15 protein-coding genes and 1 riboswitch are annotated in these 15,988 nt (G+C 70.0%); of the genes, 8 read left to right on the top strand and 7 right to left on the bottom strand.

Translation table 11 applies throughout. The annotated features are described in order from the left end of the window. Positions 1-28: 28 nt before the first annotated feature. Positions 29-146, bottom strand: a riboswitch (SAM riboswitch). A gap of 143 nt (positions 147-289) precedes the next feature. After that, complete coding sequence (trpD, locus tag ACFQ87_RS04855) at positions 290-1,366, bottom strand: anthranilate phosphoribosyltransferase (RefSeq protein ID WP_380609141.1); 1,077 nt, start codon at positions 1,364-1,366, stop codon at positions 290-292. Between the two features lie 118 nt (positions 1,367-1,484). Then, the gene (locus ACFQ87_RS04860; protein WP_380609142.1) at positions 1,485-1,910 is read right to left on the bottom strand and encodes a hypothetical protein; all 426 of its coding nucleotides are present in this window, start codon (positions 1,908-1,910) and stop codon (positions 1,485-1,487) included. Positions 1,911-2,307: 397 nt separating this feature from the next. Between ACFQ87_RS04860 and ACFQ87_RS04865 the strand changes: the two genes are divergently transcribed. From ACFQ87_RS04865 to ACFQ87_RS04885, 5 genes are all read left to right on the top strand, one after another. Further along, entirely contained in the window at positions 2,308-2,928 is a 621-nt protein-coding gene (locus tag ACFQ87_RS04865) for a heme-copper oxidase subunit III (RefSeq protein ID WP_355673336.1), read from the top strand. A 188-nt stretch (positions 2,929-3,116) separates the two neighbouring features. Further along, positions 3,117-3,926 carry a c-type cytochrome gene (locus ACFQ87_RS04870; protein ID WP_380609143.1) on the top strand — a complete coding sequence of 270 codons (810 nt, stop codon included), beginning with the start codon at positions 3,117-3,119 and terminating at the stop codon, positions 3,924-3,926. An 8-nt stretch (positions 3,927-3,934) separates the two neighbouring features. After that, positions 3,935-4,987, top strand: coding sequence for a Rieske 2Fe-2S domain-containing protein (locus tag ACFQ87_RS04875; RefSeq protein ID WP_380609144.1), 1,053 nt, complete (start codon positions 3,935-3,937; stop codon positions 4,985-4,987). Further along, positions 4,984-6,642 (top strand): cytochrome bc complex cytochrome b subunit, encoded by a 1,659-nt coding sequence (locus tag ACFQ87_RS04880; RefSeq protein WP_380609145.1) that lies wholly within the window; start codon positions 4,984-4,986, stop codon positions 6,640-6,642. Before ACFQ87_RS04875 ends, ACFQ87_RS04880 begins: the two co-directional genes overlap by 4 nt. A gap of 102 nt (positions 6,643-6,744) precedes the next feature. Next, positions 6,745-7,116, top strand: a complete 372-nt coding sequence (locus tag ACFQ87_RS04885) for a GntR family transcriptional regulator (RefSeq protein ID WP_380609146.1) — start codon at positions 6,745-6,747, stop codon at positions 7,114-7,116. A 177-nt stretch (positions 7,117-7,293) separates the two neighbouring features. Here ACFQ87_RS04885 and ACFQ87_RS04890 read toward each other — a convergent pair whose 3' ends face one another. From ACFQ87_RS04890 to coxB, 4 genes are all read right to left on the bottom strand, one after another. Next, positions 7,294-8,544, bottom strand: a complete 1,251-nt coding sequence (locus tag ACFQ87_RS04890) for an Ig-like domain-containing protein (protein WP_380609147.1) — start codon at positions 8,542-8,544, stop codon at positions 7,294-7,296. A 169-nt stretch (positions 8,545-8,713) separates the two neighbouring features. Continuing rightward, complete coding sequence (locus ACFQ87_RS04895) at positions 8,714-9,130, bottom strand: cytochrome c oxidase subunit 4 (protein WP_380609148.1); 417 nt, start codon at positions 9,128-9,130, stop codon at positions 8,714-8,716. After that, the gene (gene ctaD / locus ACFQ87_RS04900) at positions 9,130-10,905 is read right to left on the bottom strand and encodes a cytochrome c oxidase subunit I (RefSeq protein WP_380609149.1); all 1,776 of its coding nucleotides are present in this window, start codon (positions 10,903-10,905) and stop codon (positions 9,130-9,132) included. The genes ACFQ87_RS04895 and ctaD overlap by 1 nt, the downstream gene beginning before the upstream one ends. Beyond that, positions 10,902-11,756, bottom strand: a complete 855-nt coding sequence (gene coxB, locus ACFQ87_RS04905) for a cytochrome c oxidase subunit II (protein WP_380609150.1) — start codon at positions 11,754-11,756, stop codon at positions 10,902-10,904. Before coxB ends, ctaD begins: the two co-directional genes overlap by 4 nt. A gap of 370 nt (positions 11,757-12,126) precedes the next feature. Between coxB and ACFQ87_RS04910 the strand changes: the two genes are divergently transcribed. Continuing rightward, positions 12,127-13,596, top strand: coding sequence for a cysteine desulfurase/sulfurtransferase TusA family protein (locus tag ACFQ87_RS04910; protein WP_380609151.1), 1,470 nt, complete (start codon positions 12,127-12,129; stop codon positions 13,594-13,596). Between the two features lie 10 nt (positions 13,597-13,606). On the opposite strand, the gene ACFQ87_RS04915 is transcribed toward ACFQ87_RS04910, so the two are convergent. Then, entirely contained in the window at positions 13,607-14,584 is a 978-nt protein-coding gene (locus ACFQ87_RS04915; protein ID WP_380609152.1) for a carbohydrate kinase family protein, read from the bottom strand. A gap of 281 nt (positions 14,585-14,865) precedes the next feature. Between ACFQ87_RS04915 and ACFQ87_RS04920 the strand changes: the two genes are divergently transcribed. Together ACFQ87_RS04920 and ACFQ87_RS04925 are read left to right on the top strand one after the other, a co-directional pair. Beyond that, the gene (locus tag ACFQ87_RS04920; protein ID WP_380609153.1) at positions 14,866-15,087 is read left to right on the top strand and encodes a hypothetical protein; all 222 of its coding nucleotides are present in this window, start codon (positions 14,866-14,868) and stop codon (positions 15,085-15,087) included. A gap of 87 nt (positions 15,088-15,174) precedes the next feature. Then, positions 15,175-15,867 (top strand): hypothetical protein, encoded by a 693-nt coding sequence (locus ACFQ87_RS04925; protein WP_380609154.1) that lies wholly within the window; start codon positions 15,175-15,177, stop codon positions 15,865-15,867. The last annotated feature ends 121 nt before the right edge of the window (positions 15,868-15,988 follow it).

Consider the following 15,988-nt stretch of genomic DNA (forward strand, 5'->3'; position numbering starts at 1 on the left):
AGGGACCCCGGGAGTGCTAGTCGTCGGGCGTCCGCGCTTGTCGCACGGACGGTTTGCCGAGCGACCCGGTCCTCACCCAGGGCACCCCGCCACGGACGGAGGGTTGCCGGACAGCAAGCTGGGGCTTGACGCTGTCACTCATGACCTGGCCAAGACTCTAGGTCGCGTCCGTCGGGTGGTCAAACAGTCATCCACCATCCGGACGGCGTTCTCGCCCGCTCGCGTGTGCTCGGGGCGGGCGCGCGAAGGGCCCGCACCGGCGAACCGGTACGGGCCCTCAACTTCCGCCTCAGCTACGACTGGTGGCATCCGCCCAGCGCCGCAGCAGGTCCCGCGCGGCGCCCGAGTCGATCGCCTCCGCCGCCCGCGCCATGCCCGCGGCGAGCTGCTCCGTCAGCGGCGCGTCGCCCAGGTCGAGCGCCACCAGCGCCGCCGCGGTGTTCAGCAGCACGGCGTCCCGCACCGGCCCGTGCTCCCCGGCCAGCAGCCTGCGCGCGACCTCGGCGTTGTAGGCGGCGTCCGCCCCGCGCAGCGCCTCGATGCCGACCAGCTCGATGCCGACGTCCCGCGGGTCGAAGGAGGTCTCGGTGACCACCCCGTCGCGCACCAGCCACACCTGCGAGGTGGTGGTGATGGTCAGTTCGTCCAGCCCGTCGTCGCCGCGGAACACCAGCGCGGTCGCCCCGCGCCGGGCGAGCACCCCGGCGATCAGCCCGGCGAGCCGGGTGTCGAAGCAGCCGATCGCGTGCGAGGTGACCTTGGCCGGGTTGGTCAGCGGGCCGAGGATGTTGAAGGCGGTCGGCACCCCGAGGTCGCGCCGCGCCGTGGCGGCGTGCCGCATCGAGGGGTGGAACTTCGCCGCGAAGCAGAAGGTGAGCCCGACCTCCTCGGCCACCTCGGCCACCCGGCGGGCCGACAGGTCCAGCGCCACCCCGAGCTTCTCCAGCACGTCCGAGGAGCCGCTGGTGGAGGAGGCCGACCGGTTGCCGTGCTTGACCACCTTGGCCCCGGCGGCCGCCGCGACGATCGCCGACATGGTGGAGATGTTGACGGTCTTCGCCCGGTCCCCGCCGGTGCCGACGATGTCCACCGCCGGGCCGGGGATGTCCAGCGGCTCGGCGTGCTCGTACATCGCGTCGACCAGGCCGGCGATCTCGTCGACCGACTCGCCCTTGGCCCGCAGCGCCACCATGAACCCGGCCACCTGGACGGGGGACGCCTCGCCGCTCATGATCCGGTCCATCGCCCACGCGGTGGACGAGCGGTCGAGGTCCTCCCCCTTCAACAGTGCCGCCAGGAGGTCCGGCCAGGTGCGGACCACCTGCGCGGGGTCGCTACCGCCGTTCGCAGGGTTCACGTTCACCATGGCTGACTCCAGCTGTCGTGGGTTCCCCGGTGCCGGGGACGTCCGTACGGATGGAGCCAGCCTATCGAGCGGTGGGGTTCCTACGGCGGTGTCTTCTCTAGTACTGAGACAACCCCGCTCAACGCGTGGCCGGGGCCCGCTTGGCCACTCGCGCCCGCAGCAGGGTGGCGACCGCCCCGGCCAGCGCGACCGGGTCCACCGGGCGGGAGATAGCGGCATCGGCCCTGCTCCAGGCGGCCAGCCAGGAGTCCTGCGGCCGGCCGATCAGCACCAGCACCGGCGGGCAGCCGTAGATCTCGTCCTTGAGCTGGCGCCCGAGGCCGAGCCCGCCGGCCGGCACCGCCTCGCCGTCCAGGATGCAGAGGTCGATGCCGCCCTTCTCGAGCGCCTTGAGCACCGCGGGGGTGGTCGCGCACTCCAGGTAGGACAGCTCCGGAAGATCCTCGGCGGGTCGACGGCCGAGCGCCGTCAGCACCTGCTCGCGGGTGTTGCGGTCGTCGCTGTAGACGAGGACGGTGAGCGTCTCGTCGGTCGTGTACGCCATGGACCCTGCTCCCTCAAGTGTGATCCGGACCACGTTCACCTGATCCGGATGCTACTCCCGTTTCCCCCCGTCCCGGGTCCCCCTCGCGCACGTTCCCGCTCAAGCCGCCGCGCCCACGGCTCACCCGCCCGGAGGACGGCCCGTCACCCCGACCCGCCGAGACTACCCGGACGGCCGATGCGGCACCCTGTCCCCTACAACCCGACGCTGCGCCGACCGTGCAACGACGCGCCGGGCAAGGGGGTCGTGGGCCTCGCCGAGGAACCGTCAGAAAAGGGACACGCCGCTGCTCAGCCCCCGTCCGGACACCCCGTCGACCGCCAAGCGGGCATACCGCACGCACCGGACACTCCGAGGGACACCCCCCGACGTGAAGACGGAATAAGGGACCGACATAATGTCCGTCGTGGCGACAGCAACAGCAGTAGAAACCGGGCACGCGCACGGATCGGTCAACCGACCGAACATGGTCAGCGTCGGAACGATCGTCTGGCTCAGTTCCGAGTTGATGTTCTTCGCGGCCCTCTTCGCGATGTACTTCACGCTCCGCTCCGTCAAGGGAGCTGAGTTCTGGACCGAGAAGGCGCACGCCCTGAACGTGGGCTTCTCCTCGGTCAACACGACCATCCTGGTGCTCTCCTCGCTGACCTGCCAGCTCGGCGTGTTCGCCGCCGAGCGCGGGGACGTGAAGAAGCTCCGCATGTGGTTCATCATCACGTTCATGATGGGCGCGATCTTCATCGGCGGCCAGGTCTACGAGTACACCGAGCTGGTCAAGAAGGACGGCCTCTCGCTGTCCTCCGACCCGTACGGCACGGTGTTCTACCTGACCACCGGCTTCCACGGGCTGCACGTGACGGGTGGTCTGATCGCCTTCCTGCTGGTCCTGGGACGGACGTACGCAGCCAAGCGCTTCACGCACGAGCAGGCCACCGCCGCGATCGTCGTGTCGTACTACTGGCACTTCGTCGACGTCGTGTGGATCGGCCTGTTCGCGACCATCTACCTGATCAAGTAACCAGCTGATCAGGTCGCTGGCCACCGGCTGCGGCCCCCGCCCTCATCGGCGACGGGCCGCTTCTGCCGGTGCCGACGCTCCCACCGACCGACCGCGCGCGCAGCCTTGGAACAGGCAGCCTCGTGCCGGCCAGACCGGCCGCCGGGTGCACCCACCAGTCGACCAGATCCTGACACCGGGGTTATTCCGTGAAAAAGCTCTCCGCACGACGGCGCCACCCATTGGCGGCGCTGGTCGTCCTACTTCTCGCCCTGGCGGCAACCGGGGGGCTGTACGCCGCGTTCGCGCCCGCCGACAAGGCGCAGGCCGACGTCGCCGCGCAGTCGCTCGCGATCGATGAGGGCAAGAAGCTCTTCGCCGTGGGCTGCTCCTCCTGCCACGGCCTGAACGGCCAGGGCAGCAGCGAGGGTCCGAGCCTGGTCGGCGTGGGCTCCGCCGCTGTCGACTTCCAGGTCGGCACCGGCCGCATGCCGGCCCAGCAGCCCGGCGCCCAGGTGCCGCGCAAGAAGAACATCTACACGCAGGCCGAGATCGACCAGCTCGCCGCCTTCGTCGCCTCCCTCGGCCCCGGCCCGGTGACGCCGGACCAGAAGCAGTACACCTCGACCGACCCCGAGGACATCTCCAAGGGTGGCGAGCTGTTCCGCACCAACTGCGCCCAGTGCCACAACTTCGCCGGCCAGGGTGGTGCCCTGACCAAGGGCAAGTACGCCCCGTCGCTGGAGGGCGTGGACGCCAAGCACATCTACGAGGCCATGCAGACCGGCCCGCAGAACATGCCGTCGTTCCCGGACACCACCATGCCCGAGGAGCAGAAGAAGCAGATCGTGGCCTTTGTCCGCCACACCACTAGCGAAGAGCCCAACCCCGGTGGTCTCACGCTGGGCAGCCTCGGTCCGGTGACCGAGGGTCTGTTCGGCTGGATCTTCGGTCTCGGCACGCTCATCGCGGTCGCGATCTGGGTCGCCGCCCACACCACCAAGGCCAAGAAGTCATGAGCCACGACATGTCAGAAGAGAAGCTCCCGGAGCCCCACGGCTCCGCCGGCGAGGTCGCCGAGCACGGCAACCCCTTCGCCGACCCGGGCCTGCCGGCCCACGAGCCCCGTCGCACCGACATCGACGAGCGGGCCGCCAAGCGCGCCGAGCGCCAGGTCTCGCTGATGTTCGTGATCTCGATGCTCGCCACCATCGGCTTCATCGCCTCGTACGTGGCCATCGACCCGGACAAGATCGTCTACATCTTCCCGCTGGGGAAGGTCAGCGCGCTGAACTTCGCGCTCGGTCTGACCCTGGGCGTCGCCCTGTTCATGATCGGCGCGGGCGCGGTCCACTGGGCCCGCACCCTGATGTCGGACGTCGAGATGCCGTCCGAGCGTCACCCGATCGAGGCTTCCGACGAGGTTCGCGCGGACGTCATCGAGCAGTTCAAGACCGGTGCCGCCGAGTCCGGCTTCGGTCGCCGCAAGATGATCCGCAACACCCTCATCGGCTCGATGGCGCTGGTCCCGCTCTCCGGCGTGGTCCTGCTCCGCGACCTGGGCCCGCTGCCCGAGAAGAAGCTGCAGGAGACGGGCTGGAAGGAGGCGACCCCGGCCAAGCCGCTGCCGCTCATCAACATGAACACCATGCAGCCGATGAAGCCCGAGGACATCGCCGTCGGCTCGCTGACCTTCGCCATGCCGGAGGGTCTGACCACCCACAGCGAGGACTTCCAGCAGCGGATCGCCAAGGACGCCCTGATGCTGGTGCGCATCGCGCCGGACGACATCAAGGACGACAAGTCCAAGGACCTGGGCTTCGAGGGCATCCTCGCCTACTCCAAGATCTGCACCCACGTCGGCTGCCCGATCAGCCTGTACGAGCAGCAGACCCACCACGCGCTCTGCCCCTGCCACCAGTCGACCTTCGACCTGGCGGACGGCGCGCGCGTCATCTTCGGCCCGGCCGGCCACCCGCTGCCGCAGCTGAAGATCACCACTGACGAGAAGGGCAATCTGGTCGCCACCGGCGACTTCGAGAAGCCTGTCGGCCCGAGCTTCTGGGAGCGTGCTCGATGAGTAGCGCGAGCAGCACCACGACCGGTGCCGCCAAGCCCTCCAGCACGCGTGCCAACCCCGCCAACAAGTGGGAAGCCGCGGCTGACTGGACGGACGGCCGGCTGGGGATCTACTCCCTCGCCAAGGCCAACCTGCGCAAGATCTTCCCGGACCACTGGTCCTTCATGCTGGGCGAGATCTGCCTCTACACGTTCGTCATCATCATCCTGACCGGTGTCTACCTGACGCTGTTCTTCAAGCCGTCGATGGCCGAGGTCGTCTACAACGGCTCGTACGTGCCGCTCAAGGGCATCGGGATGTCCGAGGCGTACGCCTCGACCATGAACATCAGCTTCGAGGTCCGCGGCGGTCTGCTGATCCGCCAGATCCACCACTGGGCCGCCCTGGTCTTCGTGGCCGCGATGCTCGTGCACATGATGCGCGTGTTCTTCACCGGCGCGTTCCGCAAGCCGCGTGAGATCAACTGGGTCTTCGGCTTCCTGCTGCTGGTCCTGGGCATGTTCGACGGCTTCTTCGGCTACTCGCTGCCGGACGACCTGCTGTCGGGCACCGGTATCCGCTTCATGGAAGGCGCGATCCTCGCCGTCCCGCTGGTCGGCACCTACATCCAGATGTTCCTGTACGGGGGCGAGTTCCCCGGCACCGACATCATCCCGCGGTTCTTCACCATCCACGTGCTGCTGATCCCGGGCATCATGCTCGGCCTGCTGGTGGCGCACCTGATCCTGGTCTTCTACCACAAGCACACCCAGTGGGCGGGCCCGGGCAAGACCGAGAAGAACGTCGTCGGCATGCCGCTGATGCCGGTCTACATGGCCAAGGCCGGTGGCTTCTTCTTCCTGGTGTTCGGCCTCATCGCCGCCATCTCGGCGATCGCCTCGATCAACCCGATCTGGGCCTACGGCCCGTACCGCCCCGACCAGGTGTCGACCGACGCCCAGCCGGACTGGTACATGGGCTTCTCCGAGGGCCTGATCCGCGTCATGCCGGGCTGGGAGATCAGCCTGTGGGGCCACACCCTGAACCTGGGTGTCTTCGTCCCGCTGATGATCTTCCCGCTGGTCCTGGTCGCGATCGCGGTCTACCCGTTCATCGAGGGCTGGATCACCGGCGACAAGCGCGAGCACCACATCCTGGACCGCCCGCGCAACGCCCCGGTCCGCACCGCCCTGGGGGCCGCCTGGATCAGCCTGTACCTGGTGCTGCTGGTCGGTGGTGGCAACGACCTGTTCGCGACGCACTTCCACCTGTCGCTGAACTCGATCACCTACTTCGTCCGCGTCGGCTTCTTCGCGGTGCCGGTCATCACCTTCATCGTCACCAAGCGCTGGTGCCTCGGCCTGCAGCGCCGTGACAAGGAGAAGGTGCTGCACGGCCGCGAGACGGGTGTCATCAAGCGCCTGCCGCACGGTGAGTTCGTCGAGATCCACGCCCAGCTGCCGCAGAAGGACCTGCACACGCTCACGGCGCACGAGCAGATCCAGCCGGTCGAGCTGCCGGGCCAGACGGACGAGAACGGTGTGGCCCGCAAGGCCGGCGTCCTCACCCGCACCCGGGCCAAGCTCTCCCGCGGCTTCTACGGCGAGGGCAGCCAGATCCCCAAGCCGACCGCCGAGGAGCACCACGAGATCACCAGCGGCCACGGCCACCACTGATCCCGTAGCACCCCCGCGTCACCCCGAGGGCCGCTGACCAGAGTTCATCTGGTCGGCGGCCCTCGGGCTTTCCCGTACCCGCACCGCGTCCAGGAGCCCCCCGTGCAGCTGTCCGTCGACCCCTCCGCCGACACTCCCCCGTACGAGCAGATCCGCGCCCAGATCGCCGAGCGGGCCCGCTCCGGCGAGTTTCCGACCGGGCTGCGGCTGCCCACCGTCCGGGCGCTGGCCGAGGAGCTGGGCCTGGCCGCCGGGACGGTGGCGCGGGCCTACCGGGAGCTGGAGGCGGACGGCGTGGTGGAGACCCACGGCCGGCGCGGCACCCTGATCGCCGCCACCGGGGACACCGCTCACCGGCTGGCCGCCGCGGCCGCCGGCGAGTACGCCGAACGGGCGAACCGTCTGGGCCTGTCCCACGCCGACGCCCTGGCCGCCGTGGTCACCGCGCTGGGGCTGGCCTACCCCGAGGCCTGAGTCGCCCCCGAGCCCCCTCCGAGCCCCCCGAGCCAAAGGGCGCGCCGCTGCCGAAAGCGAGGAGCGACAAGCGAGGCACGAGCGCCGGAGCGACGAACGTCGGCAGCGGATCAGAGCGCCCGGAGGCGAGCGGGGGAGTAACAGAGCGCCCGGAGGCGAGCCGGGGGATTCACAGCCTCAGACCTCCGGCCGCATCATCCCCGCGGCGGGGGCCTGGGAGGCCGGCGCGGTGGTGCTGAGGGGCTGTCCGAGGGCGCTGTGCTTGACCCAGTCCGTCCAGGAGACGTTCCAGTCCCCGAAGCCGTTGCCGAAGGGCTCCATCTTGGCGCCGCGGCTGTTCACCACCGTGACCAGGTCCCCCACCCGGGTGTTGTCGTAGTACCACTTGGCGTTGTCGGTGCTCATGCCGGTGCACCCGTGGCTGACGTTCTCGATGCCCTGGGAACTGACCGACCAGGGCGCCGCGTGGACGTACTCGCCGCTCCACGTCACCCGGGTGGCCCACTCGACGTTCAGGTCGTAGGAGTCCGAGGTGCCGGCGGCGATACCGATCGTCTCGCCGTTCATCCGGACCGAGCGCTCCTGGCCGAGCACCACCTTGATGCCGTTGCGGGTGTCGAAGCCGGGCCTGCCGGTGGTCACCGGGATGGTCCGGAGCACCTGGCCGTCGCGCTTCAGGGTGAGCTCGTGGGCGGCCGCGTCGATCACCGTCTCGACCCGCGCCCCGATCCGCAGCCGCAGCGAGCTGCGGTCGCCGCCGTAGAGGCCGTCCGCGATCCGAGTGCCGGTGCCGTCGAAGGCGAGCGAGACGGTCGTCCCGACCGGCCAGTACTCCTCCGGGCGGAAGTGCAGGTTCTTGTCGTCCACCCAGTACCAGGCGCCCGTGACGGCGGGCTGGGAGGTCACCGTCAGGGCCCGTTCGACCTCCTGGCGGGCCTGCGGGTCCTTCACCGCCTGGGAGAGCTGCACGGTGAGCGGCTGGCCGACGCCGTAGACGCCGCTGCCGGAGGAGTCCGGGCCGAGCTTGGCGGAGAGCACGCGCTGGCCGGCCAGGGTGCTGAAGCCGATGGTGGTGTCGCCGCGGCCGTCCCTGCCGTCGTCGGCGGAGATCCGGACGCTGTAGGCGGTGTCGGCCTTCAGCCGGCCGGTGGTCTGCCAGCTGCGCTGGTCGTCGGCGAGCTTGCCGGCCACCACCCGGCCGTCCGGGCCGACCACGGTGACGTCGGTGATCCGGCTGCCCTCCACGGCCGTCACGGTGACCGGCTGGTTGGGGTCGACCTTGCCCTTGACCGAGAGGTGGACGAGCCGGGCCGCGTCGACCCGGTGGGGTCCGGACTCGTCACCGGACGAGCAGGCGGCCAGCGGGGCCAGCACTGCGAGGGTCAGCGAGATGCCGCCGATGCCTGCGATTCCGCGCCTGTCGGCCATTGCCGCCTCCCAGGTTTCCGCACGATTAATCAGATCGTAGGAACGCCCTGCTCCGAACGACATCCGGGCGACCCGCCGTTCACCCGGGCGAGTGAGGCGGTCACCCCCGGGACGCGACAGGGCCGGTTCCCCCGTGCGGGGGAACCGGCCCTGTCGGCGGAAGCTGAACCTACTGGTTCTGGTTCTCGCCGCGGTAGAACTCGAAGACCCATCCGAAGATGCCGATCGCGATGATCGGGGCGGCCCAGAACATCAGCCACCAGCCGAAGATCACGCCCAGGAAGGCGAGCGCGCCACCGAGCGCCAGCGAGAGCGGCTGCCAGCTGTGCGGGGCGAAGAAGCCCAGCTCGCCGGAGTCGTCCGCGACCTCGGCCTCGGGGTTGTCACCCGCGCCGCTGTCCACCCGGCGGGCGGTGAAGGCGAGGTAGTACCCGATGAAGGCGCAGAGACCGAAGGCCAGGAACAGCGCCGTGGTACCGGCGGCCTCCAGACCCGGGCCCGATTTGTTGGTCCACAGGCCGTAGGTGATGGCCATGGCCAGCACGAAGACCGACAGGCCGAGGAAGATCTTTCCCTGTTCCTTCATCAGGCGTCGCCCTCCTTCTTGCCCTTGCCCAGCTGCGGGGCGTCGTACTTCGCCGGGGTCACGCCGGCGAGGTGCTTGGCCGGCTCACCGTGGTTCTCCAGGTAGTCCAGCGCGGCGATCTCCGGGTGGTGGAGGTCGAAGGCCGGGGATTCGGAGCGGATCCGGGGCAGGGTGAGGAAGTTGTGCCGCGGCGGCGGGCAGGAGGTCGCCCACTCCAGCGAGCGGCCGAAGCCCCACGGGTCGTCCACGGTGACCTTCTCGCCGTACTTGGCGGTCTTCCAGACGTTGTAGAGGAACGGCAGGATCGACAGGCCGAGCACGAAGGAGCCGATGGTCGAGACGGTGTTCAGGGTGGTGAAGCCGTCCGAGGCCAGGTAGTCGGCGTAACGGCGGGGCATGCCCTCCGCGCCGAGCCAGTGCTGCACCAGGAAGGTGGTGTGGAAGCCGAAGAACAGCGTCCAGAAGGTGATCTTGCCGAGGCGCTCGTCCAGCATCTTGCCGGTCATCTTCGGCCACCAGAAGTGGAAGCCGGCGAACATCGCGAAGACGACGGTGCCGAAGACCACGTAGTGGAAGTGGGCGACGACGAAGTACGAGTCCGAGACGTGGAAGTCGATCGGCGGCGAGGCCAGCAGGACACCGGTCAGACCACCGAAGAGGAAGGTGACCAGGAAGCCGACCGTCCACAGCATCGGCGTCTCGAAGCTCAGCGAGCCCTTCCACATGGTGCCGACCCAGTTGAAGAACTTCACACCGGTCGGGACCGCGATCAGGAAGGTCATGAACGAGAAGAACGGCAGCAGCACCTGCCCGGTGACGTACATGTGGTGCGCCCACACCGTCACGGACAGACCGGCGATCGCGATGGTGGCCGCGATCAGACCGGAGTAGCCGAACATCGGCTTGCGGCTGAAGACCGGGATGATCTCCGACACGATGCCGAAGAACGGCAGCGCGATGATGTACACCTCGGGGTGGCCGAAGAACCAGAACAAGTGCTGCCACAGCATCGCCCCGCCGTTGGCCGGGTCGAAGACGTGGGCACCGAACTTGCGGTCGGCCTCCAGGGCGAACAGCGCGGCGGCCAGGACCGGGAAGGCCAGCAGGACCAGCACCGAGGTCAGCAGGACGTTCCAGACGAAGATCGACATCCGGAACATCGTCATGCCCGGAGCGCGCATGCAGATGATCGTGGTGATGAAGTTGACCGCACCGAGGATCGTGCCGAAGCCGGAGAAGGCCAGACCCATGATCCACATGTCGCCGCCGACGCCGGGCGAGTGCACCGCGTCCGACAGCGGGGAGTAGGCGAACCAGCCGAAGTCGGCGGCACCGTTCGGGGTCAGGAAGCCGCAGACCGCGATGCTCGAACCGAAGAGGTACAGCCAGTACGCGAACATGTTCAGACGCGGGAAGGCCACGTCCGGGGAGCCGATCTGCAGCGGCATGATCCAGTTCGCGAAGCCCGCGAACAGCGGCGTCGCGAACATCAGCAGCATGATCGTGCCGTGCATCGTGAACGCCTGGTTGAACTGCTCGTTCGACAGGATCTGGGTCCCGGGACGAGCCAGCTCGGCACGCATGACCAGGGCGAGGATGCCACCGATCAGGAAGAAGGCGAACGACGTGCCCAGGTACAGGGTGCCGATCGTCTTGTGGTCAGTGGTGGTCAACCACTTGATGATGGTCGAACCCGGCTTCCGGGTCCGCTGCGCCCCGACCGTGACGGCCTCGGCGCCCCCGCCGGCCGCGGCGGGCTCGTTGAGGATGGTCACTTCGCTTCACTTCCCATGGTGATGACGCCGGAAGGCACCGCACCCTCCTGGCCCTTGGCACGAAGGTCGGCCAGGTGCTTGTCGTAGTCGGCGCGGTCGACGACCTTGACGTTGAACAGCATGCGCGAGTGGTCCACGCCGCAGAGCTCGGCACACTTGCCCACGTAGTCACCCTTGACGGTCGGAGTGACCTCGAACTTGTTCACCACGCCCGGCACGACGTCCATCTTCATCATGAAGTTGACGGGCCAGAAGTCGTGGATGACGTCACGAGAGGTGAGCCGGAACTGCACCGTCTCGTTGACCGGCAGCCAGAGCGTCGGAGCGTCCTTGGGCGTACCGACCTCGTACGCGGCGTCCTTGTTGGCCGGGTCGGGAGTCTCGGTGTTCTCGTAGTTGAACGCCCAGCTCCACTGGAAGCCCACCACGTTGACGTAGTGCTGCGGCTTCGCGGAGACCTGCGTCAGCTTCGCCTCGTCGCGGGCGACGAAGTAGAAGAGGACCGAGACGATGATGATGGGGACCGCGGTGTAGAGCGCCTCGATGGGCACGTTGTACCGGGTCTGCGGGGGGATCTCCACACCGGTGCGCTTACGCCGGTGGAAGATCACGCTCCAGATGATCAGACCCCACATCAGTACGCCGACCACCAGCGCCGCGATCCAGGAGCCCTGCCACATCTGGAGGACCATGGGCCCTTCCTTCGTGACGGGGCTCGGGAGGCCAAGCCTGGGGAGGTCGTTGGCCGAGCAGCCGGTGGCGGTCGCGATGACGAGGCCCAGTGCCAGCGCCTGAGGCAGCTTCCGCCGCATCGTGCGCCGCGGCGAGCGGTCGGAGCCGTTGGGACTCACGTAGCGCCTTCCCGAAGTCTCGCCCGCCTTCGCGTCGCACCGAAGGAGGATTGTGAGCCTCCCTGGCGACCCGTCCACGGGCACGGTTTGAATGCTTATGCGGGCCAAACCCTACTCCAGCCTTATGCGCTCCTGACGGGCAGCCCCCGGTAACGCGCCGCCCGGTCGCCCGATCAGGCCCGGCAAGGGCTACGTCGCAGGTCATCGTAGGCATTCGAGGTCCTTACGCCCGATCGGGGGATGGCCTCGAACAACGTGAGTGACGGCCCGTCGGTCGCGGACGAAGCGGACATTAAGGATGATCGACTGACGGCCGGTGAGCCACGCGACCGGAGCGGAGACGCTCCCGGGTGTGTCGTTAAATGTGACCGTGTACTTCGACGTGGCTTCGACGGCCCCTCTGCACCCCGTCGCGCGGCAGGCCCTGACCGCCGCCCTGGACGAGGGCTGGGCCGATCCGGCCCGGCTCTACCGCTCCGGCCGACAGGCCCGGATGCTGCTGGACGCCGCCCGCGAGACGGTGGCCGCCGTCCTGGGCGCGCGGGCGGACGAGATCGCCTTCACCGCGAGCGGGACCCAGGCCGTCCAACTCGGCCTGCTGGGCGCCCTGACCGGGAACCGGCGGCGCGGCGGGCACCTGGTGCACTCCGCGGTGGAGCACTCCAGCGTGCTGCACGTCGCCGAGCGATGGGGGTACCCCCGGCCGGAGGCCGGAGGAGAGGCGGGCGGGGGTACGGTCTCGGTCGCCCCGGTGGACCGCACCGGACGTGTGGACCCGGAGGTCTTCGGCGCCCTGCTGCGCCCGGACACCGCGCTGGCCGCGCTGCAGAGCGCCAACCACGAGGTGGGTACCGTCCAGCCGGTCGGCGAGGTCGCCGCGCTGTGCGCCGAGGCCGGGGTGCCGCTGCTGGTGGACGCGGCGCAGAGCGTCGGGCGGACGGACGTCCCGGCGGGCTGGTCGCTGCTGACCGCGAGCGCGCACAAGTGGGGCGGGCCGCCCGGGGTCGGGGTCCTCGCCGTGCGCAAGGGGGTCCGGTACTCCTCGCCGCTGCCGGCCGACGAGCGTGAGGGCGGCCGGGTGCCCGGCTTCGTCAACGTCCCGGCGATCGTGGCCGCGGCCGCTTCGCTGCGCGCCGTACGGGCCGAGGCCGAGCGGGAGAACGCCCGGCTGCACGCGCTGGTGGAGCGGATCCGTACCCGGGTGCCGCAGCTGGTGCCCGAGGTCGAGGTGGTCGGCGACCCGGTGCGGCGGCTGCCGCACATCGTCACCTTCTCCTGTATGTACGTGGACGGCGAGGTGCTGCTCACCGAGCTGGACCGGGCGGGCTTCGCGGTCTCCTCCGGCTCCTCCTGCACCTCCTCGACACTGACGCCGAGCCATGTGCTGGCCGCGATGGGGGTGCTCACCGAGGGCAACGTCCGGGTCTCGCTGCCGTACGGGACGGCCGAGGCGGACGTGGAGCGCTTCCTCGCCGTGCTGCCGGACCTGGTGGCGGGCCTCCGGGCCCCGATCGGGCTGGACCTGCCGGCGCCGGAGCCGGTGGCGCAGACGGCGCCCCGAGCCGAAGGGCGCGCCGGTGCCGAAAGCGAGGAGCGACCACGAGTCACAGTCGTCGACGCCTTGGGCCAGCGCTGCCCGCTGCCGGTGATCGAGCTGGCGAAGCGGATCGGCGAGGTGCCGGTGGGCGGCACGGTCGCCGTGCTGGCGGACGACGAGGCGGCCCGGCTGGACATCCCGGCCTGGTGCGAGATGCGCGGGCAGGAGTACGCGGGCGAGGCCCCGGCCGCCGATTACGGCGGCGACCGGGGCTCGGCCTACCTGGTACTGCGCCGCTCCTGAGGGAGCGGGACTACTTGACCAGGTGGTCGCGGATCTCCGCGGCGGCCTCGGCGCCGTAGTTCTCCTCGAAGCGCTGCAGGAAGGCGCTCGGGCGCAGCTCGTACTCCTGGGTGCCGACGGTCTCGATCACCAGGGTGGCGAGCATGCAGCCGAGCTGGGCGGCGCGCTCCAGGTCGAGCTGCCAGGACAGGCCGGTCAGGAAGCCGGCCCGGAAGGCGTCGCCGACGCCGGTCGGGTCGACCTTGGCCTCCTCCTGCGCGCAGCCGACCAGGATCGAGGCCTCGCCCTTGCGGTCGATCCGGACGCCCTTGCTGCCCAGGGTGGTGATCCGGGTGCCGACGCGGGTGAGCAGCTCCTCGGCGTCCCAGCCGGTCTTGTTCTCGATCAGCGCGGCCTCGTACTCGTTGGTGAACAGGTACGCGGCGCCGTCCACCAGCTCGCGGATGTCGTCGCCATCCAGGCGGGCCAGCTGCTGGGAGGGGTCGGCTGCGAAGGCGTAGCCGCGGGTGCGGCACTCCTGGGTGTGGCGGACCATGCCCTGCGGGTCGTCGGCGCCGACCAGGACGAGGTCGAGGCCGCCGACGCGGTCGGCGATCGGCTTGAGCTCGATGTTGCGGGCCTCGGCCATGGCACCGGTGTAGAACGAGGCGATCTGGTTGTGGTCCTCGTCCGTGGTGCACATGAAGCGGGCGGTGTGCCGGGTCTCGGAGATGTGGACGGAGTCGCAGTCCACGTTGTTGCGCTCCAGCCAGCTGCGGTACTCGGCGAAGTCCGCACCGGCGGCGCCGACCAGGACCGGCCGGAGCCCGAGCACGCCCATGCCGAACGCGATGTTCGGCGCGACGCCGCCGCGGCGGATGTCCAGGGCGTCGACCAGGAACGACAGCGACACGGTGTGCAGCTGCTCGGCGACGAGCTGGTCGGCGAACCGACCGGGGAACGTCATCAGATGGTCGGTGGCGATCGAGCCGGCGACGGCGATACGCACGGAGGTCTCCTCAAGATGGCAGCAGGGCCAGCGGGCGGGGTCGGATGAACCCACTAACGGTACCGGGCCCGCACCGTGCGCCAGCAAGAGTGCCACTCAAGCTGTCGCCCTCCGGCCATGGTGGCACCCCTTGCCCTCGAACGTGTACTACCTCCGGGTAGCACTGGTCGGTGTACGGAAACCGGGCCTAGGGTCGGCCTTAGAGGGGTCCGGCCGGACCGGGCGGGCCCCGACTTCGACCGTGGCAGTGCCGCCACGGCTCTGGATCGGAGCGATGCCCGATGATTCCCAAACACTCCCCGCCGTCCGCTCTCCGGGTCGAAGCCGACGGCGAGAGCCTCGACGCGCTGGTGAGCTCCTCCCGGCGGCTGCGCCGGTTCTGGCCGCTGCTGGCGACGGACCCGGAGCCGGCCGCCCCCGCGTCCGTCGGCGTGCGGGTCCCGTCCGGGGCGCAGCGGCTGGTCGCCGGGATGGCCGAGTACGGCATGATCCGTTCCGTCTGAGAACGGAACCGGATCCGACCGGGGCACGTCACATCCGCGCGGAGCGGCCGAGGGGCGGCGCCGCTGAGCCCTCGGGAGGATGTGCAGATGGACCTGGAGACGATGCCCCGGCGCGGTCGGCGGACGGTGGCCCTGGCGGCTGTGGCGCTGGCGGCGATGGTGACGGTGGCCGGGTGCAACGGGGACGGCAAGAGTTCGGCGGACTCGGCGGGCGCCGCCGTATCCGCGAGCTCCTCGGCCTCGGCGAGTGCCTCCCCGCAGGCCCCGACGGCCTCCGGTACCCCGTCGGCGACGGCGTCCGGCGCGACCGGCCAGCCGGCCCAGACCCCGCCGGCCGGCGGGGACCCGACGTCGGCCCCGCCCGCCCCGGGGCAGCCGTCGGGGGCGGCCACTCCCCCGGGCAACGCGATCGCCCCGGGCGAGCCCAACCCGGCCGGCACCGGGGTCGGTCCCGCGGTGCGTCCGCCGGTCGCCTACCGGGCGGACGGCGGCAACAAGCTGACGGTCTACTTCTTCGGCGGGGTCTGCACCAAGTACGCGCTGAAGGCGGACGAGTCACAGGCGGGCAAGGTGGCCGTCGAGGTCGTGCCGGGCCCGCCGGCCGTCCAGCCGGGGCAGGTCTGCACCGCGCTGGCCAAGCGGCAGGCGGTCGCCGCCGATCTGCGCTCGCCGCTGGCCGGGCGGACGGTGGTCGACCGGACGAGCGGCCAGGAGGTGCCGCTGGAGGGAGACCCGCACGCCGGCCCGGACCCGGTGACCCCGGACGGCGCGGCCCAGTAGCGGTGGAAACGCGTGAGGCGGGGCCCAAGGAGATCTCCCGGAGTCCGCCCCCGGGGTTTTGGGTGGGCTCGGCATTCTGACTCAGCTGACGGAGACGCAGCAAAACAAAAAAACGGAGGGT

Origin of the sequence: Kitasatospora sp. NPDC056531 (genome assembly GCF_042794375.1) — a bacterium.
Classification (GTDB): Bacteria; Actinomycetota; Actinomycetes; order Streptomycetales; family Streptomycetaceae; genus Kitasatospora.

Excerpts from the sequence above, each read along its gene's own strand:
- ACFQ87_RS04865 (WP_355673336.1), top strand. The coding sequence starts at position 2,308 with ATGTCCGTCGTGGCGACAGCAACAGCAGTAGAAACCGGGCACGCGCAC.
- ACFQ87_RS04860 (WP_380609142.1), bottom strand. The coding sequence starts at position 1,910 with ATGGCGTACACGACCGACGAGACGCTCACCGTCCTCGTCTACAGCGAC.
- ACFQ87_RS04890 (WP_380609147.1), bottom strand. The coding sequence starts at position 8,544 with ATGGCCGACAGGCGCGGAATCGCAGGCATCGGCGGCATCTCGCTGACC.
- ACFQ87_RS04925 (WP_380609154.1), top strand. The coding sequence starts at position 15,175 with ATGGACCTGGAGACGATGCCCCGGCGCGGTCGGCGGACGGTGGCCCTG.
- ACFQ87_RS04920 (WP_380609153.1), top strand. The coding sequence starts at position 14,866 with ATGATTCCCAAACACTCCCCGCCGTCCGCTCTCCGGGTCGAAGCCGAC.
- ACFQ87_RS04875 (WP_380609144.1), top strand. The coding sequence starts at position 3,935 with ATGTCAGAAGAGAAGCTCCCGGAGCCCCACGGCTCCGCCGGCGAGGTC.
- trpD (WP_380609141.1), bottom strand. The coding sequence starts at position 1,366 with ATGGTGAACGTGAACCCTGCGAACGGCGGTAGCGACCCCGCGCAGGTG.
- ACFQ87_RS04895 (WP_380609148.1), bottom strand. The coding sequence starts at position 9,130 with ATGAAGGAACAGGGAAAGATCTTCCTCGGCCTGTCGGTCTTCGTGCTG.
- ACFQ87_RS04880 (WP_380609145.1), top strand. The coding sequence starts at position 4,984 with ATGAGTAGCGCGAGCAGCACCACGACCGGTGCCGCCAAGCCCTCCAGC.